This is a genomic window from Skermanella stibiiresistens SB22 (assembly GCF_000576635.1).
In the GTDB taxonomy this organism is placed as follows: domain Bacteria; phylum Pseudomonadota; class Alphaproteobacteria; order Azospirillales; family Azospirillaceae; genus Skermanella; species Skermanella stibiiresistens.
Genome location: NZ_AVFL01000022.1, coordinates 103,653 through 124,803, shown reverse-complemented (window position 1 = coordinate 124,803; position 21,151 = coordinate 103,653). Strand labels below are relative to the sequence as shown.

General features: G+C 66.5%; 22 protein-coding genes. 16 read left to right on the top strand and 6 right to left on the bottom strand.

Annotation, left to right across the window (positions count from 1 at the left end; translation table 11 throughout):
• Positions 1-241: 241 nt before the first annotated feature.
• A complete protein-coding gene (locus N825_RS25005; protein ID WP_037458089.1) occupies positions 242-940 on the bottom strand; it encodes an extensin-like domain-containing protein in 699 nt (232 codons plus the stop codon).
• A 142-nt stretch (positions 941-1,082) separates the two neighbouring features.
• Here N825_RS25005 and N825_RS25000 point away from each other — a divergent pair, with 142 nt between their 5' ends.
• Genes N825_RS25000 through N825_RS24990 form a run of 3 tightly spaced genes read left to right on the top strand, consistent with a single transcriptional unit; the run spans position 1,083 to position 5,004 of the window.
• Positions 1,083-2,837: an OpgD/OpgG family glucan biosynthesis protein gene (locus N825_RS25000; protein WP_198038886.1), complete on the top strand. Its 1,755-nt coding sequence runs from the start codon at positions 1,083-1,085 to the stop codon at positions 2,835-2,837.
• Positions 2,838-2,866: 29 nt separating this feature from the next.
• A complete protein-coding gene (mdoH, locus tag N825_RS24995) occupies positions 2,867-4,819 on the top strand; it encodes a glucans biosynthesis glucosyltransferase MdoH (RefSeq protein WP_084165049.1) in 1,953 nt (650 codons plus the stop codon).
• Positions 4,807-5,004, top strand: coding sequence for a DUF1289 domain-containing protein (locus N825_RS24990; protein ID WP_051512984.1), 198 nt, complete (start codon positions 4,807-4,809; stop codon positions 5,002-5,004). Before mdoH ends, N825_RS24990 begins: the two co-directional genes overlap by 13 nt.
• A 28-nt stretch (positions 5,005-5,032) precedes the next feature.
• Here N825_RS24990 and N825_RS24985 read toward each other — a convergent pair whose 3' ends face one another.
• Complete coding sequence (locus N825_RS24985; RefSeq protein WP_037458086.1) at positions 5,033-6,169, bottom strand: alpha-D-ribose 1-methylphosphonate 5-triphosphate diphosphatase; 1,137 nt, start codon at positions 6,167-6,169, stop codon at positions 5,033-5,035.
• A gap of 388 nt (positions 6,170-6,557) precedes the next feature.
• Between N825_RS24985 and N825_RS24980 the strand changes: the two genes are divergently transcribed.
• Positions 6,558-6,746 carry a hypothetical protein gene (locus N825_RS24980; RefSeq protein ID WP_037458084.1) on the top strand — a complete coding sequence of 63 codons (189 nt, stop codon included), beginning with the start codon at positions 6,558-6,560 and terminating at the stop codon, positions 6,744-6,746.
• An 80-nt stretch (positions 6,747-6,826) separates the two neighbouring features.
• Here the strand turns inward: N825_RS24980 and N825_RS24975 are convergent, their stop codons facing one another.
• From N825_RS24975 to N825_RS24965, 3 genes are all read right to left on the bottom strand, one after another.
• Positions 6,827-7,063 carry a hypothetical protein gene (locus N825_RS24975; protein ID WP_037458081.1) on the bottom strand — a complete coding sequence of 79 codons (237 nt, stop codon included), beginning with the start codon at positions 7,061-7,063 and terminating at the stop codon, positions 6,827-6,829.
• A complete protein-coding gene (locus N825_RS24970) occupies positions 7,060-7,452 on the bottom strand; it encodes a hypothetical protein (RefSeq protein WP_037458080.1) in 393 nt (130 codons plus the stop codon). The genes N825_RS24975 and N825_RS24970 overlap by 4 nt, the downstream gene beginning before the upstream one ends.
• 106 nt (positions 7,453-7,558) lie before the next feature.
• Positions 7,559-9,013 carry an aldehyde dehydrogenase family protein gene (locus N825_RS24965; RefSeq protein WP_084165045.1) on the bottom strand — a complete coding sequence of 485 codons (1,455 nt, stop codon included), beginning with the start codon at positions 9,011-9,013 and terminating at the stop codon, positions 7,559-7,561.
• Positions 9,014-9,249: 236 nt separating this feature from the next.
• Between N825_RS24965 and crtI the strand changes: the two genes are divergently transcribed.
• The 8 genes from crtI to N825_RS24925 all read left to right on the top strand — a co-directional run bounded on the left by crtI (position 9,250) and on the right by N825_RS24925 (position 18,087).
• A complete protein-coding gene (gene crtI, locus N825_RS24960) occupies positions 9,250-10,803 on the top strand; it encodes a phytoene desaturase family protein (protein ID WP_037458078.1) in 1,554 nt (517 codons plus the stop codon).
• Complete coding sequence (locus N825_RS24955) at positions 10,800-12,428, top strand: phytoene desaturase family protein (protein ID WP_051512981.1); 1,629 nt, start codon at positions 10,800-10,802, stop codon at positions 12,426-12,428. The genes crtI and N825_RS24955 overlap by 4 nt, the downstream gene beginning before the upstream one ends.
• Positions 12,425-13,210 (top strand): lysophospholipid acyltransferase family protein, encoded by a 786-nt coding sequence (locus tag N825_RS24950; RefSeq protein ID WP_037458077.1) that lies wholly within the window; start codon positions 12,425-12,427, stop codon positions 13,208-13,210. The genes N825_RS24955 and N825_RS24950 overlap by 4 nt, the downstream gene beginning before the upstream one ends.
• A 112-nt stretch (positions 13,211-13,322) precedes the next feature.
• A complete protein-coding gene (locus N825_RS24945) occupies positions 13,323-14,432 on the top strand; it encodes a glycosyltransferase family 2 protein (RefSeq protein WP_037458074.1) in 1,110 nt (369 codons plus the stop codon).
• Between the two features lie 55 nt (positions 14,433-14,487).
• A complete protein-coding gene (locus N825_RS24940; protein ID WP_037458073.1) occupies positions 14,488-15,585 on the top strand; it encodes a type III polyketide synthase in 1,098 nt (365 codons plus the stop codon).
• A gap of 5 nt (positions 15,586-15,590) precedes the next feature.
• The gene (locus tag N825_RS24935; protein WP_037458195.1) at positions 15,591-16,313 is read left to right on the top strand and encodes a methyltransferase domain-containing protein; all 723 of its coding nucleotides are present in this window, start codon (positions 15,591-15,593) and stop codon (positions 16,311-16,313) included.
• Positions 16,310-17,413 carry an NAD(P)/FAD-dependent oxidoreductase gene (locus tag N825_RS24930; protein ID WP_037458072.1) on the top strand — a complete coding sequence of 368 codons (1,104 nt, stop codon included), beginning with the start codon at positions 16,310-16,312 and terminating at the stop codon, positions 17,411-17,413. Before N825_RS24935 ends, N825_RS24930 begins: the two co-directional genes overlap by 4 nt.
• Entirely contained in the window at positions 17,410-18,087 is a 678-nt protein-coding gene (locus tag N825_RS24925) for a DUF1045 domain-containing protein (protein WP_037458070.1), read from the top strand. The genes N825_RS24930 and N825_RS24925 overlap by 4 nt, the downstream gene beginning before the upstream one ends.
• A gap of 8 nt (positions 18,088-18,095) precedes the next feature.
• On the opposite strand, the gene N825_RS24920 is transcribed toward N825_RS24925, so the two are convergent.
• The gene (locus N825_RS24920; protein WP_063833923.1) at positions 18,096-18,401 is read right to left on the bottom strand and encodes a hypothetical protein; all 306 of its coding nucleotides are present in this window, start codon (positions 18,399-18,401) and stop codon (positions 18,096-18,098) included.
• Between the two features lie 174 nt (positions 18,402-18,575).
• Here N825_RS24920 and N825_RS24915 point away from each other — a divergent pair, with 174 nt between their 5' ends.
• The 4 genes from N825_RS24915 (at position 18,576) to N825_RS24900 (ending at position 21,103) form a co-directional block, all read left to right on the top strand.
• Positions 18,576-19,793 (top strand): argininosuccinate synthase, encoded by a 1,218-nt coding sequence (locus N825_RS24915; RefSeq protein WP_037458068.1) that lies wholly within the window; start codon positions 18,576-18,578, stop codon positions 19,791-19,793.
• A 244-nt stretch (positions 19,794-20,037) separates the two neighbouring features.
• Positions 20,038-20,412 carry a cupin domain-containing protein gene (locus N825_RS24910; RefSeq protein WP_037458066.1) on the top strand — a complete coding sequence of 125 codons (375 nt, stop codon included), beginning with the start codon at positions 20,038-20,040 and terminating at the stop codon, positions 20,410-20,412.
• Between the two features lie 102 nt (positions 20,413-20,514).
• A complete protein-coding gene (locus N825_RS40930; protein WP_342666043.1) occupies positions 20,515-20,658 on the top strand; it encodes a hypothetical protein in 144 nt (47 codons plus the stop codon).
• Positions 20,659-20,812: 154 nt separating this feature from the next.
• Positions 20,813-21,103, top strand: coding sequence for a HigA family addiction module antitoxin (locus N825_RS24900; RefSeq protein WP_037458064.1), 291 nt, complete (start codon positions 20,813-20,815; stop codon positions 21,101-21,103).
• The last annotated feature ends 48 nt before the right edge of the window (positions 21,104-21,151 follow it).

The window sequence follows — 21,151 nt, the reverse complement described above, 5'->3', positions numbered from 1 at the left end:
AGGCCGTTTTGACAGTTTAAATCACAGACCGAACTCTGCTAGAAAATGAGCACGCCAAGAACGGATCGCCTAATAAAAAGGCGGCCAGCGAACAGGGAAGAAACGCTCCAAATAAGGAGCTTGAGACTAGTTCAGGTGGCACAAAAGAAGGCCACTCCAGAAAGTCCAAGATTCAAGGCCTCGGCAGCGCCGGGGCTTTTTTATTGCCTATATTTTCCTCACCTCCGCTTCGTGCCCCCAGTCACCGGCAGACCCGCCACCGCCCCATGTCGAGGTGGAAGTGATCGTGGTGGGCGGCGTTGTATTCCGGCCCCAGCACGGCGTTGAAGAAGCGGCAGGCGCCATCGTTGACCTCGCGGAGGAAGCGGCCCTCGGGGCTTCCTCCGCGGTCCCAGTGACGCGCCAGCGACACGATGCGGCCATCCTCCAGCACGACGCCGCCGATGTCGATCGCGTTTGCCAGCGCGTGCTCGCTGCGCCGCCCCACCGCCCGGCCATAGACGTTCCGGCAGTTGTAGGTGCCGAAATGGTTGATCCGCGCGACGCCCGAGTTCAGGTGAAGCCGCGCCGCCGGATCGAGCACATGGCGCTCGAACAGGTAGAGCGCCGCGATCACTGGGCAGGTCGCCACGAAGGCCCCGCTATAGGTGGTCGCGACTTGGCGCACACGGGCGGTGTCGACCAAACCGCAGCCATTCTCCACCGGGCGCTGGGGTTGGACCGCGAAGGTGATGCCCGCCTTCTCCAGCGCCTCGAAGCATTCGCCCGGCTCGTCGCGCAGTCCAGCCAGCTGAATCCGCGTGAAGACCCCCGGTTCCTCCGCCAGATCGAGCGGCCCCCACGGCGTCCAGGAAGGTGGCACCGTGACGATGCCAACATAGATCAGGACGGCGGCGGCACCCGTCGCGGCGCCACAAAGAAAAAGCAGAAACCTCAGCATGGCCTGTTCATATGGGTCTTTCACTGGCTTCAGCCAGCTTCATCATTTTGATCCCCGCACTCCCTCCGTTACTCACGACGCGTGGATCACACTTCCGCCATAATGCGAGGCAGCCCTTTTTTGCCATGCGGCGAAGGACTAAATGAGGCTGTTGAGTGTTGGATGTGCGGGTGTTCGCATCCGCGAGAACCGCCGTCGGCACGCCGATGGCGGCCAGACCGACGATATCGGAACCTATCCCACCCGGACGCAGTTGGAGTACATGAACGACGAACCGCTCCGCCCGCGCTCAGCGCAGGGCTTCGACCGCCGCAAGTTCCTGATCGCCACCGCTGGAGCCGGCGCCGCCGGACTGCTGCCGTTCGGCTCGGCCCTGGCGCAGGACGCGGGCGCGCAGGCCCAGCCGCCGCGGCCCGACACGGTTCCTGCGCAACCCGCCGAGCCCCAGCCCACGTTCGGTTTCGAGACGGTCCAGCGTCTTGCCCAGGATCTCGCCAAACAGAACCACTCCGATGGCCAGGGTCAGTTGCCCCAACCGTTGCGCGATCTGTCCTACGACCGCTACCGCGACATCCGGTTCAAGCCGGAGAAGTCGCTCTGGCGCGGCGAGAAGCTGTTCCAGCTGCAGTTCTTCCACCTGGGCTTCCTCTACCAGCAGCCGGTGCGGATCAACCTGCTGCGCGAGGGTCAGGCGACCCCGGTCGCATACCGGCCCGACATGTTCGACTATGGCGCCAATAATTTCGGCGACGGCCTGCCGGCCGATCTCGGCTTCGCCGGCCTCCGCATCCACTACCCGCTCAACCGGCCCGACTACGCCGACGAACTGGCCGTCTTCCTCGGCGCCAGCTATTTCCGCGTGCTCGGCCGCGACCAGATCTATGGCGCCTCGGCCCGCGGCCTGGCGGTCGATACCGCCGAGTCGAGCGGCGAGGACTTCCCCCGGTTCCGCGAGTTCTGGATCGAGGAACCCGGCGCCGACGCGACCCAGCTGACGCTGTACGCCCTGCTCGACAGCCGCAGCGCCACCGGCGCCTATCGGATCGTGCTGCGGCCCGGCACCGACACCGAGGCGGAGGTCACGTCCACGATCTATCCGCGCCGCGACATCGGCAAGCTGGGCGTGGCGCCGCTCACCAGCATGTTCCTGTTCGGCGAGAGCCGCACCCGGTCGTTCGACGACTTCCGTCCCGAGGTCCATGACAGCGACGGCTTGCAGATGCAGACCGGGCGCGGCGAATGGATCTGGCGCCCCTTGACCAATCCCAAGGACCTGCGCGTCAGCTCCTTCGCCGACGAGAACCCGCGCCGCTTCGGCCTGATCCAGCGCGACCGCGACTTCAACCACTACCAGGACCTCGAGTCGCTGTACAACCGGCGGCCCAGCTACTGGATCGAGCCACACGGCGATTGGGGCAAGGGCCGGGTCGAGGTGGTCGAGATCCCGACCGACGAGGAGATCAACGACAACATCGTGGCCTATTGGGTGCCCGAGCGCCGGATTCGCGCCGGTGAGGCGGTCGACTTCTCCTATAGCCTGAAGTCGGTGCTGGAGACGCCGGAATGGCCGCCGCTGGCCCGCGCCGTCTCGACCCGGATCGGTTCGGCCCGGGTTCCCGGACGTCCCGACCTGCCGCGCGAGGGCCGGCATTTCGTGTTGGAGTTCCAGGGCGGCGACTTGGCGTCGCTCCGCGCGGAGCAGCCGATCGAGGCGGTCGTCACGACCACCGCCGGCGAGCTTCGCCCGGTGATCGTCCACCGCAATTCCGAGACCAGCGGCTGGCGGGTCTTCTTCGACCTGATCCCCGACGGCAAGCCGGCCGACCTGCGCTGCACCCTGCGCCTGCGCGGCCAGACGTTGAGCGAGAGCTGGGTCTATCTCTGGTCGCCCTCATGACCGAGGACCATACCGAAGGATCACGTCCGATGCCCGACGTTCCCCCAGGCGCTCCTTTGGGCATCCCCGAGGATGCCGCCCGGAACGCCGCCTATCTGCGCCGGACGGCGCTGTGGCGGCGGCTGGTCTATTTCGCGCTGGTGATCGTCTCCACCCTGTCGGCCTCGTACCTGATGGCCGACGTGTTGCGGGCCAATGGCTTCACCGCCGTGGAGATGGCGATCTTCGCGCTGTTCACGATCAGCTTCGCCTGGATCTCGACCTCGTTCTGGACCGCGACCGTAGGATTCGTGGTCCGGCTGTTCGGGCGCGACCCCGCCGGCCTGGACCCATCGAAGCCGGTCGAACTGAAGGCCCGGACGGCGATCATCATGCCGATCTACAACGAGGACCCCAACCGGGTCTTCGCCGGGCTGGAGGCGACCTGGCGCTCGCTGAAGGCGACCGGCGAGGACCGCCATTTCGACCTGTTCGTGCTCAGCGACACCCGCAAGCCGGAGATCGCGGCCGAGGAGGAGGCGGGCTGGGCGGCGCTGTGCAAGCGGATGGACGGCAACGGCCGCATCTTCTATCGCCGGCGCGAGGACAACACCGGGCGCAAGGCCGGCAACATCGCCGAGTTCCTGCGCAACTGGGGAGCGTCCTACGACCACATGCTGGTGCTCGACGCCGACAGCGTGATGTCGGGCGACACCATCGTGTCGTTGTCCAAGCTGATGCAGGACAACCCCGGCACCGGCATCATCCAGACGCTGCCGGCGCCGGTCAACCAGGAGACGCTGTTCGGCCGCATCCTCCAGTTCGGCAGCCGGCTCTACGGCCCGGCGCTGGTCAGCGGGCTGTCCTGGTGGCAGCTGGGCGAGGGCAACTACTGGGGACACAACGCGATCATCCGGACCAGCGCCTTCATCGAGCATTGCGGCCTGCCGGTGCTGTCCGGCCAGGCCCCGCTCGGCGGCGAGATCCTCAGCCACGACTTCGTCGAGGCGGCGCTGATGCGCCGCGCCGGCTGGCAGGTCTGGATCGTGCCCGAGCTTCAGGGCAGCTTCGAGGAACTGCCGCCCAACACCATCGACTACGCCGTTCGCGACCGTCGCTGGTGCCAGGGCAACCTGCAGCACCTGCGCCTGCTGCCGACCCGCGGCCTGCACCCGCTCAGCCGGCTGCACCTGATCATGGGCGTGCTGGGCTATGTCTCGTCGCCGCTCTGGCTCCTGCTGCTGACGCTCAGCACGATCGACATCCTGCACCAGACGGTCACCGGCCATAGCTACTTCCTGCCCGGCTACAACCTGTTCCCCAACTGGCCGGTCTCGAAGATGTCCGAGACGATCTCCCTGTTCGGCGTCACCATCGCGATCCTGCTGCTGCCCAAGATCTACAGCCTGATCCTGACCATGGCCAACGGCCCGCTGCGCCGCGGCTTCGGCGGCGGTGGCAAGCTGTGGGCCAGCGCCTTCCTGGAACTGCTGTTCTCGATGCTGCTGGCGCCCGCCATGATGCTGTTCCACACCCATTTCGTGGTCGCGACGCTGATGGGCAAAAGCGTCACCTGGAACGCGCAGCCGCGCGGCGAGCGCGGCCTGACCCTGCGCGAGGCGATCGGCCGCAATGGGCTGCACGTGGCCCTCGGCCTCGCCTGGGGCGCCCTGGTGCTGAACGTGGCGCCCGACTTCTTCTGGTGGCTGGTGCCGGTCATCACCGGCTTGGTGGTGTCGGTCTGGCTGACAGTCTGGACCAGCAGGACCGACTTCGGCTTGGCGGCCCGCCGCGCCGGGCTGTTCCTGACGCCGGAGGAGGTCGATCCGCCGCCGGAACTGCGCCGGCTCGCCACCGCCGAGGCGGAGCCCACTCCCGCGGTCGACCCGTCCAGCCTGACCCGCGTGCCGCCGACCCGGCCCAGCGCCATCATCGAGCAGAGCCTGACCAACTGGTCGCCGACCAAGCCCGGGCCGGGTATCGTGAGTTCATGGCAAAGCTGAAGACCAAGAACCCCTGCGTCGACGTCTGCAAATACGATGACGACAAGATCTGCAAGGGCTGCGGCCGGAGCAGGACCGAGGTGAAACAGTGGAAGTCCTTCTCCGACGAGGAGAAGGACACCATCAACCGCCGCGTCCGAGTGACCCACGCCGACGCGCTGGCCAAGGGCAAGAAGGGGAAGTAGTCCCTCCCGTTGGGTTCACGGCTCGCGCTCAGATGACCCGGCGGCCCTCGCGCCAGACCGTCAGCACGACCGGCAGGTCGCCATCCATTCTGACCCGGATCAGGTCGGCCCTGCGGCCCGGCTCGATCACGCCCCTGTCGCCCAAGTCCAGCATGTCGGCGATGTTGGCGGTCACCGACGCGATGGCCTTGTGCAAGGGCAGGCCGACCACGCCATGGAGCAGGAAGGCCGCGTGCAGCAGGCTCGACGGCACATAGTCCGACGACAACCCGTCGAGCAGCCCCTGTCCCGCCAATTCCGCCGCCGAGGCGTTGCCGGAGTGGGACCCGCCGCGCACCAGGTTCGGTGCCCCCATGATCACCTTCATCCCCGCCTGCCGGGCGGCGCCGGCCGCCTCCAGCGTGGTCGGAAATTCCGAGATGGTGATGCCCGACGCGACCGCCTCCGCGACGTGCTCCTCGGTGGTGTCGTCGTGGCTGGCCAGCCGCAGGGCGCGCGGCTTGGTCATCCCGATGATCTGCTCGCGGTGCAGCCGGGCGTAGCGTTGCTGACTCTCCAGCAGGCTTTCCAGATGGGCTTGGAACTCCGGATCGGTCCAATTCTTCGATCGGTGGAACAGGCGATACTTGGACACTTCCGCCCATTGCCGCTGGCCAGGCGTGTGGTCCATCAGCGAGACCAGCCGAAGCAGGGGATGGTTGACGAACTGTTCGAAGATCTCGACCACGCCGGCGTCGGAAACCTCGCAGCGCATGTGCAGCAAGTGATCGGCGCGCAGGAAGCCCTGCGTTGCGCAGGCGCCGAGCGCCCAGACCGCGTCGGCCAGCATGCGCCGCCGGTCGCCGCCCTCACCATAATCCCCGGCCGAAAGCGCGTCGAACACCGTGGTGATGCCAGCGCCCGCGATCTGGAGGTCGTGCGCGATCACCGCCGCCTTGCTCGACGGCCAGATCACGCCCGGCCGCGGCGAGAAATGCTTCTCCACATTGTCGGTGTGCATCTCGATCAGGCCGGGCAGCAGGAAATCGCCTTCGAAATCCAGCGCGCCGGTCGGAGCGGCCGGCCCGTCCCCAACCTCGGCGATGACGCCATCCCGAACCGAGACGCCGCCGCTCAGGACGCCGTCGCGCCCGACGATTCGGGCATTCGTAAAGTTTGTTTCCATGCCCTATCGAACCGTCTTGGCAATTTGATCGATCCGGAGGACCGTGGTGGCGGCAGTATGTGAAGCGCCCATGCCAATGTAAACAAGGGCTATCGGGCGATATCAAGATGGCGGGACCGATCAGCGCGGGAATTTGCCGGACACGTGAGGGTTTTATTCTTTGTTCAAAAACACCTTTTCCGAGATTGGCTACCCAGCCCGATGCCCTTAAAGTTAAAATCCGTTTGGCGTTGACAATTTTTTAGCTTTATGAAACACTGTGCGAATCAGCAAATTGTTTTATATTCCAACAAAGCTATCGTATGGATATCATGGCTACGATGAGGGATTCCGCGATCTCGTCAGCCACAGGCTCCGCGCCGCGAAGCCAGGAACTGGGAATTTCACCATGACCAAGGATTGGGCTTCGATCATAAGGAGGAGCGCCGGAAATCAGGCCAACCCCGATTTGGTCATGAACGATGAGGAGATCGAGGCTCTCACGGCTGCCTTCGAATCGTTCGAGCGTGGCGTGACCAGCGATGATCCCAACTTGAAGCGCGATTTGGCGATGGCGTTATCCCGCGCCCCACGATAACCGCAGTCTTCGGAAACACGGTCTTCGGAAACACGGTCGACGAAAACACGACCTACGACAGCCCATCACCCCTGCCCGGATCATTCCTCCATGTGGGTGCTGGGCCATCCCGGCCGATGAGCCCGATCCATGATGGCGGCCATCTCGTTCCGAAATCCAGCCAGATATGTTGGCGCGACAATCGCGTGCTTGAGATTGACTGAAACCCTCCGGACACGTGGCTCCCTCGCCGCCTCGCCTTCACTCTCCAGGTATTCGATCACCAGTTCTTTGACCAGCCTGCCAAGCACCTTGTATTTCTTAGCATTTCCGCTCATGACGCATCCCCATTCGTTTCTATTTTCTGTTTGGTTTTCTGGCGAAGCTCGATCAATAAATCCCGATCCAGTATGTATTTCATCGCCCAGAACGCACTGCGTCGGTCGTTGGCGGAATCACGGACACGCATGTCCCGCACCGACATGGGGGAGGTTTTCTTCACGCTTTGGACGTAATCATACCATTTCTTGGAGAATTTTTGCCTGCTCTTGACCAGTTCGGCTTTGTAGAGGGACGTCACCAGACGCTTGAGCCTCTCGCCTTCGAGACCGTCTTCTCCGGTCGCCGCCAGCAAATCACTGAAGAGAGGGACAAGATCATCAGGATCCTGGCAGGAGTCGTAACCCAGCTCGCTCAGGATAGCCCTGATCTCATCGTACTTGGACATCTAAGTGGTTCTCGAATATGGGGAAGAACCTTCCTCCAATACAATCGCCCAATCAAACGCGTCAAGATAAATTCATAAAATTAATCATAATCTCGAAACGTACCTTTCACCCCCGCCCCTGCCCCATCAGGCCCTTGACCAGCCGCCGCAGCGCCGGCAGCCGGGCGCCGGTGCCGTGGACGGCCTCGATGTAGTCGAACATCAGGGCGGCGTCCGCCGGGCCGACCGGATCGTAATGCGGACGGAAGCGGCCGCCCCGGATCGAGACGGCCTTGAGCGCCGTCATCTCCAGCAGACCCTCGGCGCCGCGCGTGGTGCCGAAGCCGCTGGATCCTCGTCCACCGAACGGCAAGCGGGGATCGGCCGTGGCGACGATCAGGTCGTTGACCACCACCGAGCCGGCCTCGACTAGCACCGCCAGGGCCAGCGCCTCCTGCTCAGGACCGAAGATCGCCGCGCCCAGCGCGTAGTCGCAGGCCGACGCCGCCGCCAGCGCGTCGGTCTCGTCCGCGACCGGCACCAGCGAGAGCACGGGCGCGAAGATGTCTTGCCGCAGCAGCCCCAGTTCCGGCACCGCGTCGGCCACCAGCAGCGGCGCCATCTCCGGCTCCCGCGCGTCAAATGGCCTGCCGATCAACCGGCAGCCCGCCGCCTGGGCCTCCTCCACCAGCGGGGCCACTTGAAGGCGGATCCGTTCCGGCACCGCGACCGGCGGCGTCTCCAGAACCAGCGACGTCAGCTGGCGCTCCAAGTCGAGCGCCAGCGACCGCGCCGCGAACACCCGGCGTGGCGCGATGCAGGTGGCGCCGCCATTCAGCCTCAACCCATAAGCCAGCGCCTTCGCCACCATCCCGACATCGGCACCCGGCAGCACGAACACCGCGTCGTTGCCCGACAGCTCCATCACCGACGGCGTCAGGTGTTCCGCCAGATCGGCCAGCACGCGCCGCCCGGTCACGACCGATCCGGTCAGCACCACCTTGTCGACCCCCGCCGAGATGGCGTCCCGGCCCGCCTCGACCGTCTCGTCCAGCACGGCGCACAAGCCGTCCGGCAACCCGGCCTCGGCCAGTAGCGACGCCAGCTTGTCGATCGGCGCCCGGTGCCCCGGGGCGGGCTTGACCACGACCGCGTTGCCGGCGGCCAAGGCTTGGACGATCTGGACACCCGGCAAGAAAAGCGGGTAGTTGGACGGGGCCACCACCAGCACCACGCCCAGCGGTTCGCGTCGGACCTCCGCCTTGACGCCGAACAGCCAGGCCGGACGGCCGCGCGAGCCCAGCCGGCGCGGCGCCAGCAGGGCCGCCGCCTCGCGTTCCAAAAACCGGCAGGCGTCCAGCAAGGGCAGGATCTCCAATGCCGCCGTCTCGCCCTTGGCACGGCCCGGACGGTCGCCGACGGCGTCGTCCAAGGCGCGCGCGTCCCGGGCGATCAGACGCCGCAGCCGGCCGATCACGGCGACGCGCTCGGCGACCGCCAGCCGGCCCCATTCCTTCCGCGCCACGCGGGATACCGGAATAATCTCCGCCGCGTCGCGGCGGTGCTGGACATCCTCCGCCATCAATCCAGTTTCTGTGCTGCCATGACGATCCATTATGCCCCACCCCCTCCGATGGACTTTTCCGCGATGCCCTTTCCTCGGGTAAAACCGACCGGGAAGCGGGTGACGTGGAAATGGGCAGATACGTCGAACATCATTCCAATCAACAAGCCCAATCTATCAAACAAGCAGGGAGCGGATTCCAGAATGCCGAACGGGTCCCCGTGTCCAGTGTCTCCCCATGTGGATGACACGCCATGAGCCGCCGCATCGTCATCGTCGGCGCGGGGCCGGGAGGTCTCGCGTCGGCCATGCTGCTGGCCAAGACGGGAGCCGACGTCACCGTCGTCGAGCGGCTCGACCGGATCGGCGGCCGCTCGTCCACCATCGAGGCGGAGGGTGGCTATCGGTTCGACATGGGCCCGACCTTCTTCCTGTATCCGCGCGTGCTGCGCGACATCTTCGCCGCCTGCGGCAAGGATCTCGACCGCGAGGTTGATCTGATCCGGCTCGATCCGCAATACCATCTGATCTTCGAGGCCGGCGGCGAGCTGAAGGCGAGCGGCGATCCCGCGACCATGGCCGAGCAGGTCGCCAAGCTGTGCCCGGCCGACGCCGCCAACCTGCCTCGCTTCATGGCCGACAACCGGCGGAAGCTGGCGGCCTTCCGGCCCGTCTTGGAAAAGGCGTTCTCCAGCGCTCTCGACCTGCTCGACCCCGCCCTGCTGAAGTCGCTGCCCCTGATGCGGCCCCACCAGTCGGTCGACGCCGACTTGGGCCGTTACTTCTCGGACCCGCGCGTACGGCTGGCCTTCTCGTTCCAGAGCAAGTACCTGGGCATGTCTCCGTTCCGCTGCCCCAGCCTGTTCACCATCCTGTCCTTCATGGAATACGAGTTCGGCGTCTTCCATCCGCGCGGCGGCACCGGCGCCGTGATGGCCGCGATGGCGCGCGCCGCCACCGACATGGGGGTCCGCATCCGCCTGTCCGAGCCGGTCGAGGAGATCCTGTTCGAGGGCCGCAAGGCCGTTGGAGTCCGCACCCCCGCCGGGGAGTATCGGGCTGACGCGCTGGTGCTGAACTCCGACTTCGCCCAGACCATGAGCCAACTGGTGCCCAATCACCTGCGGCGCCGCTGGACCGACGAGAAGCTCGAGCGCAAGAAGTTCTCCTGCTCGACCTTCATGCTCTATCTCGGGCTCGAGGGCGAACTGCCGGATCTGGCCCATCACACGATCTATCTGACCAAGGACTACGCGCGGAACATCAAGGACATCGAGGACGGGCTCGAACTGCCGGGCGAGCCCAGCTTCTATGTCCAGAACGCCTGCGTCACCGACCCGGAGCTGGCGCCCAAGGGCCATAGCGCGCTCTATGTGCTGGTCCCCGTGGCCCACCGCACCGGCGGCATCGATTGGCAGAAGGAAAAGGCGCGCTACCGGTCCCTGGTGCTGAAGCGCCTGGAACGGATCGGCCTGAAGGACATTGAGAAGCGCATCCGCTACGAGAAAGTGCTGACGCCGGAAGGTTGGGAGAACGACATGCAGATCTATCGCGGCGCCACCTTCAACCTCGCCCATTCGCTGGACCAGATGCTCCATCTGCGTCCGCGCAACAAGTTCGAGGATCTGGAGGGCGTCTACCTCGTGGGCGGCGGCACCCATCCCGGCAGTGGCCTGCCCGTGATCTTCGAGAGCGCCCGCATCACCAGCCGCCTGATGGCCGACCAACTCGGCCTGTCGCACGATTGGGAGGCCGGGACCCACATGGCGGCCGGACAGACCGCCCTGATCCAGGAGCGCGTGTCTTGAGCGGCCCCGCAGGTAGCCAAACGGGCGGCCAGACCGGTGGCCAGACCGGAGGAAGGGTTGGCGTCATCGGCGGCGGCCTCGGCGGCTTGGCGGCCGCCTGCACCCTGGCGGCGCGCGGCCACAAGGTCGTGCTGTTCGAGGCCAACTCCTGGGCGGGCGGCAAGGCCGCCGTGCTGGAGGAGGGCGGCTTCCGGTTCGACATGGGGCCGACCATCCTGACGGTGCCCCGCGTGCTTCGGCGGATCTTCGCCGAGGCCGGGCGCGACATGGACCAGGAGTTGGATCTCATCCGGCTCGATCCGCAATGGCGCTGCTTCTTCGAGGACGGCTCAGTCCTTGACCTGGTCGAGAACGTCGAGACGATGGCCGCCGAGCTGGACCGTTACGCACCGGGCACGAAATCGGGCGCTGGATATCGCGACTTCATCAACCGCTCCAAGCGGCTGCATGACGTGTCGGACCGCTTCTTCTTCTGGAAATCGGTCGAGGACATCAAGGACACGCTCGACTTCAAGAAAAACATGAACGCGTCGACCCTGTCCGACGTGCTCAGCCTGCGGATGGGCCACACGGTCGCGGGAACGGTGCGGAAGCACGTGCCCGACGCCCGCATCGCCCAGATGCTCGACCACTTCGTCCAGTATGTCGGCTCGTCGCCCTATGGTGCCCCGGCGGTGCTGTGCTCTATCGCCCACATGCAGACGGATGGGGGAGTCTGGTACCCGATGGGCGGCACCCGCGCCGTGCCCAAGGCGCTGGAAAAGCTGGCCCGCGAATTGGGCGTCGAGATCCGGCTGAACACCGGCATCACCAAGATCATCACGGCGCAGGGCCGCGCCACCGGTGTGGAGACCGCCTCGGGCGAAACGATCGGCCTGGACGCGGTCGTGTCCAACATGGATTCGGTTCGGACATACCGCGAGCTGATCGGCGGTGACATCGGCGCCAAGTTCGAGCGGCGGCGGAAGCCGGAGCCGGCCTGCTCCGGCGTCGTGCTCTATCTCGGCCTCGACCGCGCCTATGACCACTTGGCCCACCACGACTTCGTCTTCTCGCGCGACGCGGAGGAGGAGTTCGACTGGATCTATCACAAGGGCGAGCCGGCACCCGATCCGACCTGCTACATCGCGGCCCCCGCGCGGACCGAACCCGGTGTCGCCCCGCCCGGTGGCGAGGCGCTGTACGTGCTCGTACACACCCCGTACCTGCGCCCGCACCATGACTGGTCGACGATGCTGCCGCGCTATCGCAAGGTGATCCTGGACAAGTTGGCCAGGACCGGCGGGATGAAGGACCTGGAAAGCCGCATTCGGGTGGAACGCTGGCTGACACCCCAGGACATCCACGACCGCTACCGCGTGCTCAACGGCGCGATCTACGGTCTCGCCAGCCACGGCAGGTTCTTCGGCGCCTTCAAGCCGGGCAACAGGAGCCGCGAGGTGCCGGGGCTCTATCTGGCCGGCGGGGCGGCCCATCCGGGACCGGGCATGCCGATGGTGATGATGTCGGGCTGGATCGCGGCCGACACGGTCGACCAGGACCTCGGTGGCGCCACCGCGACGCCGATGGAGTTCGAACCGGCGCCCCAGTCGGTGAACGCTCCATCCAGAGTTGGGGCGGCATGACGCCCGCCGAGTCGGTGCGCGCGGCCCGGTCGCCGCGCGTCGTCCGACTCTTCGGCCGCTACATGCGCCATTACGCCGCGCGCCGGTTCCACGGCGTGCGGCTGGCGCGCGGGACGCTTCCGGTGCTGGCGCCGGACCGTCCCGTGATCGTCTACTCCAACCACCCCTCGTGGTGGGACCCGGCGATGTTCATGATTCTCGCGACGCTCCGCTTTCCCGAGCGGCGGGGCTATGGCCCGATGGACGAGGACGCGCTGGCTCAATACGGGTTCATGCGGAAGATCGGGATCTTCGGCATCGAACCCGACCGGCCCCGGGGTGCGGCGGCCTTCCTCAAGATCTGCGGCGGTCTGCTTGAAGACCCCGCCACCATGCTGTGGATCACGGCGGAAGGCCGTTTCACCGACCCACGCCGGCGCCCCGTCAGTCTTCGCCCCGGCCTCGCCCATCTGGCGCGCCGGGTGACGGGCGCCTCGATCGTGCCCTTGGCCCTGGAATACCCGTTCTGGGACGAACGAACGCCGGAAGCCCTGTGTCGTTTCGGCCCCGTGATGGAGAGCGGCGGCGGCTCGGTCGAGGATTGGAACGCCCGCCTGGAGGCGGCGCTGACCGGCACCATGGACGATCTCGCCACCCTGTCCCAGACCCGCGACACCTCCCATTTCGAACCCCTGCTGAGCGGCGCCGCCGGAGTGGGCGGCGTCTACGACCTCTGGCGCCGCGCCAAGTCACTGGCGCGTGGCGAGCGCTTCCAACCGGAACACGGCAGGGAACATCCATGATGGATTTCGATGGGCGTTCCGGCACCCCTTTCGTCATCCCCGGACTTGATCCGGGGATCCACCACACGAAAACGCCGCCCCTTCACCTCACAGCACCCCGGATCGCCGCCTGATGGAAACCTTCGCCTGGGTCTGCGCTTGGCTCGCCATCGTTCCGGCCGTCATGACGATCTGGAACCTGCTGCTCTACCGCCCGCCGCCGCGACAGGGCGAGCAGGCCTCACTCTCGGTCCTGATCCCCGCCCGCAACGAGGCGGACAAGATCGAAGCCTCGGTCCGCTCGGCGCTGTCGAACACCGGTGTCGATCTGGAGGTCGTCGTGCTCGACGATCATTCCACCGACGGAACGGCCGATGTCGTGCGCGCCATCGGCGACCCTCGCGTCCGGGTGGAACTGGCTCCCCCCCTGCCCCCCGGCTGGTCGGGCAAGCAGCACGCCTGCTGGCACCTGTCGAAGCTGGCACGCCACCCGCTGCTGGTCTTCGTCGACGCCGATGTCCGGCTCTCCCCCGACGGTCTCGGCCGCATGGCCGCGTTCATGGCCCGGAATCCCGAGGCGGGACTCGCCAGCGGCTTCCCTCATCAGGAGACCGGCACTTGGCCCGAGCGGCTGGTGATCCCGATGATCCATTTCCTGCTGCTGGGCTTCCTGCCGGTGATTGGCATGCGCCTGTCCGACCATCCAGGATTCGGAGCCGGCTGCGGCCAGCTGTTCATCGCCCGTGCCGACGCCTACGCCAAGGCCGGCGGGCACGCCGAGATCAAGCAGTCGCTGCACGACGGCGTCAAGCTGCCCCGTGCCTTCCGCCGCGCCGGCATCCACACCGAACTTTTCGATGCCGAACAGATCGCCACCTGCCGCATGTACCGCAGCGGAGTCGAGGTCTGGCAAGGCTTCACCAAGAACGCGACCGAGGGCATGGCCACCCCCATCGGCCTGCCGATCTGGACCACATTGCTGGCTGGCGGCCATATCCTGCCGTTCCTGCTGCTGCTCGGCGGCCCGCCCGAGGCCCTGTTCCCCGCCTGCGTCGGGATCGCGGTGGCGCTGGGCACGCGTCTCGGCGTCGCCTTCCGCTTCGATCAAAGCATCGTGAGCGCGTTGCTCCACCCCCTGGGCGTCGCCATCATGCTGGCGATACAATGGTCGGCGCTGTGGACGGCGTCGCGCGGCCGGCCCTCGACCTGGCGTGGGCGAGCCTATCCGACCGGCGAGTCATGACGTTTGACCGGCGGCGCTGTTTCACGGGGCATCACCGCCCAAACCGGAGCCGCGAATGACCGCCGCCTACATCAACGCGATCGGAACCGCGGTTCCAACCCACGACGTCCATGACAAGTTCGTCAGCTACGCGCCCAAGCTCCTGACCGACGAGCGCCTGCGGAAGCTGTTCCGACGCATGGCCGAGCGATGCCAGATCGAGCACCGCTACTCCTTCTTCGAACCCGATCCCGACCCCGAGGTGCTCGATCAGGGCGGCTTCTTCAAGCGCGGTGCCTTCCCCGACACCGCGACCCGGATGAAGTTCTACGAGACGCACGCCCTGGACCTCGCCGTCACCAGCCTGGAAGCCGCCGGGATCGCGCGGCACCGCGGGGGGATCACCCACCTGATCGTGACCTCCTGCACCGGCTTCTACGCCCCCGGCCTGGACCTGCAACTGGCCCGCCACTTCGAGCTGGATCAATCGGTCGAGCGCACCATCATCGGCTTCATGGGCTGCTACGCCGCGATGAACGCCCTGAAGGCCGCCCGCCACATCGTCCGGTCCGAGCCAGCCTCCAAGGTGGCGATCGTCAACCTGGAGCTTTGCACGCTGCATCTGCAGGAGACCGCCAACATCGAGGAGGTGCTCAGCTTCCTGATCTTCGCCGACGGCTGTTCCGCCTGCGTCGTCAGCGCCGAGCCCGACGGCGTCGAGTTGGAGAGCTTCCGCGCCACCGTCATTCCCGGCAGCGCCGACCAGATCACCTGGCATATCGGGCGAACCGGCTTCGACATGCGGCTGGCGGGCACGGTCCCCGGCACGATCGGCCAAGGCCTTCCCGAAGCCCTGCCCAAGATCCTGCGGGGCCGCGACCCGCGCGATGTGGAGCTGTGGGCGGTCCATCCCGGTGGCCGCTCGATCCTGGACGCCGTGGCCAGCGTGATTGCCGGCTCGGGCGGCGGCTCATCCGGTGACCCGCTGACCGACTCGCGCGCCATCCTGCGCGACTACGGCAACATGTCGTCGGCGACCGTCATGTTCGTGCTGAAGCGGATGCTCGACCGCTTCCGGAACACCGGCATCGGCGGCAACTCGCTGGGCTGCGCCATGGCGTTCGGACCGGGGCTGACGGCGGAAAGCATGATGTTCCGCCTCGCCGCCGCGTGAGCGCCGTGACCGGTCCAGCACCCCGCGACCTCTCCCGGCGCAGCGAGCAGCCGGAGTTGATGGACACCGAGCGGGTCGGCTTCGAGGAATTCCAGCACTGCCTGCGCGACCTGCGCCGCATCAACTTCTGCACCGTGGCCTATCGCCCGACGCTGACTTGGCTGGACCGCTTGGTCGAGCGGACCGGCCGCCGCCGCCTCAGCATCCTGGACGTCGGATTCGGCTATGGCGACACGTTGCGGGAAATCCACCGATGGTCGATCAAGCGCGGCATCGAGGTCGCCTTGTCCGGCGTCGACCTCAACCCCTGGTCGGCAAAGGCCGCTGCCCTCGCCACGCCGCCCGACGCCGGGATCGACTACCGCGTCGGCGACCTGTTCGACCTGCCCGACGACGACCGCCCGGACGTGGTGATCAGCGCCCTGTTCACGCACCATCTGCCCGACCCCGACCTGATCCGCTTCCTCCGCTGGATGGAGGACCGGGCCACCCTGGGCTGGTTCAGCAACGACCTGCACCGCCATGCCATCTCCCACGGCTTCGCCCGGCTGATGGTGGCGGCCCTGCCGGTCAATCGGCTGGTGGTCCATGACGCGCCGGTCTCCGTCGCCCGCGCCTTCACGCGGGACGACTGGACACGCCTGCTGGATGCCGCCGGTTTCGCTCCCGATGACGTCACGGTCGAGTGGTTCACCCCATTCCGCTACGGCGTGGGCCGCGTCAAGTGACGGCGGGAACGCGCGAGATCGCCATCGTCGGCGGGGGCCCGGCCGGAGCCGCCGCCGCCTGCCTGCTGACGAAAGCCGGCCGTTCCGTCCTGCTGTTCGAGCGCGAGGCCCTGCCCCATCACAAGGTCTGCGGCGAGTTCGTCAGCGGCGAGGCCGCCACGCAGTTGGCGACCCTCGGCCTTGATCTGGCTGGGCTCGGCGCTTTACCGATCCATTCCGTCCGCCTGATCCAGGGAGGCACCGCCACCACGACACGCCTGCCCTTCCCGGCGTTCAGCCTGTCACGCCAAGTGATGGACGAGGCCTTGCTCCAAGCGGCGGCCGGCCAGGGCGCCGAGATCCGGCGCGGCGTCGCGGTCCGCTCGCTGACCGAGGCGGCAGATGCCGTGACCCTCGATGCGGACGAGTTGGTCACCGCCCAGACCGTCCTGCTGGCGAGCGGCAAGCACGACCTGCGCGGCCACCGCCGGGCTCCCGGCGCCATCAACGACATGATCGGGTTCAAGCGATACCTGACGCTGGCGCCCGACCGGATGGCCGAGCTGGCGGGACACGTCGAAGTCTTCCTGTTCCCAGGCGGCTACGCCGGATTGCAGCCGGTGTCCGCGACCGAGGCCAACCTGTGCCTCGTCGTGTCGAAAACCGTCCACGCCGAAGTCGGCAAGAGCTGGGACGATCTGCTCGACCACATCGCCCATCACTGCCGGCCCTTCGCCGATCGCCTGACGGGAGCGACGTCGCGCTGGGAACGCCCGCTGTCCATCTACGGCATCCCCTATGGCTTCGTTCACCGCGCCCCAGCGCCATCACGCCGGCTGCACCGCCTGGGCGACCAGCTCGCCGTGATCCCGTCCTTCTCGGGCGACGGCATGGCGATCGCGTTGCAATCGGCTTTCCTCGCGGCGGACAGGGTGCTGGCGGGACAACCGGCGCTCGACGGCAGGCGCTTCGCCGGGCAGATCCGCACCGCCACATGGCTGGCGCGGACGATCCGTCAGCCAGTCCTGCAAGGCATCGCCGCCGCCGCGTGCCGGCTGGCGCCCGGACTGCTGAAAACGGTTGCGTCGGCGACCCGTGTTTCCGATCCTGTCCAGCCATGACCGTCACGCCGCCCCCCCGCTACGCCCTCTACCACGCCCCGAAACCCGACAGCCTCCTATGGCGGTTCACCAGCCGCTGGCTTGGCCGCGACGCCGCAACCGGCGAGACGGTGGAGTCACCCTTTCCGGACTGGACCGCCGAGCCCCGACACTACGGCTTCCACGCCACCCTGAAGCCGCCCATGGTCCTGGCTACTGGCCGTACCGAGGCGGAACTGCTGGATGCCGCGTCGGAGTTCGCCCGAACCCACCACCGGTTCGAGGCGCCGCCGCTCAAGCTGGCGGAGCTGGGCAGTTTCATCGCCCTGGTTCCCTCCGCCCCATCGGAATCCCTGGACGCCTTCGCCGCCGACTGCGTCCGCGATTTCGACCCATTCCGGGCGGCGCCCTCGCCAGCCGAACTGGAAAAGCGCCGCGCCCACGGCCTGACCGCACGCCAGGACGAATACCTGGGACGATGGGGCTACGCCTATGTCTTCGAGGAATTCCGGTTCCACATGACCTTGACCGGCAGCTTGGACGACCGAGACCGCGCAATGGCGCTCGACCATCTGCGGCACGCCACGGCACCCTTCACCGCGGCGCCTCTGGTGATCGACGACCTGACCGTCTTCAAGCAGGATAGCCGCGAACAGCCTTTCCACATCGTCGCCCGGTACGATCTGGCCGGCTGACGTCGGCTTCAGCCCGGCGGATCGTCAGTCGTGGTCCACGAACCATGTGGCGTCCGCGTTTCGCGCGACCGCGCCGCTGGCCGCGTCGCCCTGTCTTCCACCGCGTCGTCATAGCCGCGCCGGTTGCTGTAGAACACCAGGAACATCAGCCCGCCGCCCAGGGCCAGCGTGCCCAACCCGCCCAGCACCAGCGCCACCATCCCGTGGAAGCTGATGTCGACGTCGGCGCCGTCGAGGCTCCAGCCCGTGACGCCGAACACGAGCGCCGCTCCCAGCAAGGCCACGAGCACGACGATGACGAGGACGGTCTTCATTGCGATGGTGATCCTGATACCGAAGGACGGCGCGGTGCTTATTCAGCGATACCAATTCAACCGGCGCCCAGGACGCTTTGTTCCAGGCCGGCCACCGCGCGCGGCTTGCGGGCCGCCGCCGTTCGCCCTAATGTCGCGCCGGTTTTATTACCCTCGGACTGCACGGGTACCCTCATGAGCGGCGACATCAAAAAAATCGTGCTGGCCTATTCCGGCGGCCTCGATACTTCCGTGATCCTGCGCTGGTTGCAGGAAACCTATCGCTGCGAGGTGGTGACCTTCACCGCCGACATCGGCCAGGGCGAGGAGCTGGAGCCCGCCCGCAAGAAGGCCGAGATGATGGGCGTCCCGGCGTCGAGCATCTATATCGACGACCTGCGCGAGGAATTCGTCCGCGATTTCGTCTTCCCGATGTTCCGCGCCAACACGCTGTACGAGGGGACCTACCTGCTCGGCACCTCGATCGCCCGGCCGCTGATCGCCAAGCGCCAGATCGAGATCGCCAAGGAGGTCGGCGCCGACGCCGTCGCCCATGGCGCCACCGGCAAAGGCAATGACCAGGTGCGGTTCGAGCTGGGCTACTACGCCCTCAAGCCCGACATCAAGGTGATCGCCCCGTGGCGCCACTGGGACCTCAACAGCCGCACCCGGCTGCTGGACTACGCCGAGCAGCACCAGATCCCGATCGCCAAGGACAAGCGCGGCGAGGCGCCCTATTCGACCGACGCCAACCTGCTGCACATCTCCTACGAGGGCAAGGCGCTGGAGGATCCCTGGGTCGAGCCCGACGAGGACATGTTCACCCGCTCGGTGGCACCCGAAAAGGCGCCGGACACTCCCACCTATGTCGAGGTCGAGTTCCGCCATGGTGACGCGGTCGCGGTCGATGGTGTGGCGCTGTCGCCGGCCCAGGTGCTGACAAAGCTCAACGAGCTGGGTGGCCAGAACGGCATCGGCCGCCTCGATCTGGTGGAGAACCGTTTCGTCGGCATGAAGAGCCGCGGCGTCTACGAGACCCCCGGCGGCACCATCCTGCTGGCGGCCCACCGCGGCATCGAGAGCATCACGCTGGACCGGGGCGCCATGCACCTCAAGGACGACGTGATGCCCCGCTACGCCGAGCTGATCTACAACGGCTTCTGGTTCAGCCCCGAGCGTCTGGCGATCCAGGCCCTGATCGACAACACCCAGGAACAGGTCAACGGCACCGTCCGCCTCAAGCTGTTCAAGGGCCAAGCCTCGGTGGTCGGCCGCAAGTCGCCGAACTCGCTCTATCGCATGGACTACGTGACCTTCGAAGCCGACAGCGTCTACAACCAGAAAGACGCCGAAGGCTTCATCAAACTGAACGCCCTCCGCCTGCGCCTGGGCGCCATGGCCAAGGGTCTCTGAGGCGCCGCGCGGGATGACGGCCGTCCGCCCCACGGCGGATGAGCGCCATCGCCCGGCACGCTGAACACCACGATCACGCACCGACCCGCCGGCATCCCACCGGCGGGTCGTTCGTTTGTGCGGGCGCCTGTTCGATCCGGATGTTTTATCCCGCCCTCTGTTGACGCATTATTCCCGTAGGAACAAAACGATAGGCCATCGGCCAGAATCTGGCACCAGGATGGGAAAACAGGGGAGGATCGAGATGAAATTCACCGTGAGCCACGCCGATGGGAACGGCTTCACCCACGACGGCTTGAGGGCGTTCTTCGAATACCGTGACCTCAAGATCAACGAGGGTACCGAGGGTCGGTTCAACGCCCACGTCATCCGCGCCCGGCCGGGTGAGAGCCGCCCCGGTGAATGGCACCGCCACGCGCTGGATTTCCAGATGGTCTATGTGCTGCGGGGTTGGGTGCGGTTCGAGTATGAGGGGGTTGGCGAGGTGCTGCTCCAAACGGGCTCATGCGTCCATCAGCCAGCGGGCATCCAACACCGCGAGGTCGAGCATTCCGATGACCTGGAGATGCTGGAAATCACCTCACCGGCCGAGTTCGCGACGGAAGCCGTATCGCGGTGATCTTGGGGCTGGTGGTCCGCTGCCAGCCAGCGCGCTCGAAATCTCAAGCTTGCCGAACGTATCACACCATGATACATATCAGCCTCGGCGACAAGGCGCGTCATGATCCACAGCTTCAAGACCAAGGATGCCGAGGCTGTTTGGAATGGCGGGACACCTAAAGGATTTCCATCGGATCCAATGCGACCGACCCAGCGAGAGCTGGCCATGCTGGCGGCGGCCATCGATCTGATCGCTTTGCGGTAACCGCCGGGAAAGCGGCTTGAAGCCCTCAAAGGCGATCGAGAAGGCCAGCACAGCATTTGGATCAACGACCAGTGGCGAATCTGCTTCGTCTGGCGTGATGGTGCGGCCATGACGCGGGATCGTCGATTATCATTGAAGTGGAGGAGATCGATCCATGCTCGGCCCGACCCCGGCCATCCACCCCGGAGAAATCCTCCGCATGGAGTTTCTAGTGCCACTCGGTCTCTCCGCCTACGCCGTCGCACAGCGGTGCAAGGTGCCGCGCACCCGGATCGAGCGGCTGGCCCGTGAAGAGGTTCCCGTGACAGCGGATACCGCTTTGCGTCTCGGGCGCTACTTCGGCACCGGCCCGGAATTCTGGCTGAACCTACAGATCATGTTCGACCTCAGCCAAGCCGCGAACGCGGCACCGGACATCGCCCAAATCGAACCGCTCGCCGCTTGATCCCTCCGTCGTCGGCCCAAGACGGTTTTTGGGACGAAGAGGAGAAGG

Excerpts from the sequence above, each read along its gene's own strand:
- N825_RS24945 (WP_037458074.1), top strand. The coding sequence starts at position 13,323 with ATGGAAACCTTCGCCTGGGTCTGCGCTTGGCTCGCCATCGTTCCGGCC.
- N825_RS24965 (WP_084165045.1), bottom strand. The coding sequence starts at position 9,013 with ATGGCGGAGGATGTCCAGCACCGCCGCGACGCGGCGGAGATTATTCCG.
- N825_RS24975 (WP_037458081.1), bottom strand. The coding sequence starts at position 7,063 with ATGAGCGGAAATGCTAAGAAATACAAGGTGCTTGGCAGGCTGGTCAAA.
- N825_RS24990 (WP_051512984.1), top strand. The coding sequence starts at position 4,807 with ATGGCAAAGCTGAAGACCAAGAACCCCTGCGTCGACGTCTGCAAATAC.
- mdoH (WP_084165049.1), top strand. The coding sequence starts at position 2,867 with ATGCCCGACGTTCCCCCAGGCGCTCCTTTGGGCATCCCCGAGGATGCC.
- N825_RS24950 (WP_037458077.1), top strand. The coding sequence starts at position 12,425 with ATGACGCCCGCCGAGTCGGTGCGCGCGGCCCGGTCGCCGCGCGTCGTC.
- N825_RS24920 (WP_063833923.1), bottom strand. The coding sequence starts at position 18,401 with ATGAAGACCGTCCTCGTCATCGTCGTGCTCGTGGCCTTGCTGGGAGCG.
- N825_RS24940 (WP_037458073.1), top strand. The coding sequence starts at position 14,488 with ATGACCGCCGCCTACATCAACGCGATCGGAACCGCGGTTCCAACCCAC.
- N825_RS24915 (WP_037458068.1), top strand. The coding sequence starts at position 18,576 with ATGAGCGGCGACATCAAAAAAATCGTGCTGGCCTATTCCGGCGGCCTC.
- N825_RS25005 (WP_037458089.1), bottom strand. The coding sequence starts at position 940 with ATGCTGAGGTTTCTGCTTTTTCTTTGTGGCGCCGCGACGGGTGCCGCC.
- N825_RS40930 (WP_342666043.1), top strand. The coding sequence starts at position 20,515 with ATGATCCACAGCTTCAAGACCAAGGATGCCGAGGCTGTTTGGAATGGC.
- N825_RS24985 (WP_037458086.1), bottom strand. The coding sequence starts at position 6,169 with ATGGAAACAAACTTTACGAATGCCCGAATCGTCGGGCGCGACGGCGTC.
- N825_RS24970 (WP_037458080.1), bottom strand. The coding sequence starts at position 7,452 with ATGTCCAAGTACGATGAGATCAGGGCTATCCTGAGCGAGCTGGGTTAC.
- crtI (WP_037458078.1), top strand. The coding sequence starts at position 9,250 with ATGAGCCGCCGCATCGTCATCGTCGGCGCGGGGCCGGGAGGTCTCGCG.
- N825_RS24900 (WP_037458064.1), top strand. The coding sequence starts at position 20,813 with ATGCTCGGCCCGACCCCGGCCATCCACCCCGGAGAAATCCTCCGCATG.
- N825_RS24980 (WP_037458084.1), top strand. The coding sequence starts at position 6,558 with ATGACCAAGGATTGGGCTTCGATCATAAGGAGGAGCGCCGGAAATCAG.
- N825_RS24910 (WP_037458066.1), top strand. The coding sequence starts at position 20,038 with ATGAAATTCACCGTGAGCCACGCCGATGGGAACGGCTTCACCCACGAC.
- N825_RS25000 (WP_198038886.1), top strand. The coding sequence starts at position 1,083 with ATGAGGCTGTTGAGTGTTGGATGTGCGGGTGTTCGCATCCGCGAGAAC.
- N825_RS24925 (WP_037458070.1), top strand. The coding sequence starts at position 17,410 with ATGACCGTCACGCCGCCCCCCCGCTACGCCCTCTACCACGCCCCGAAA.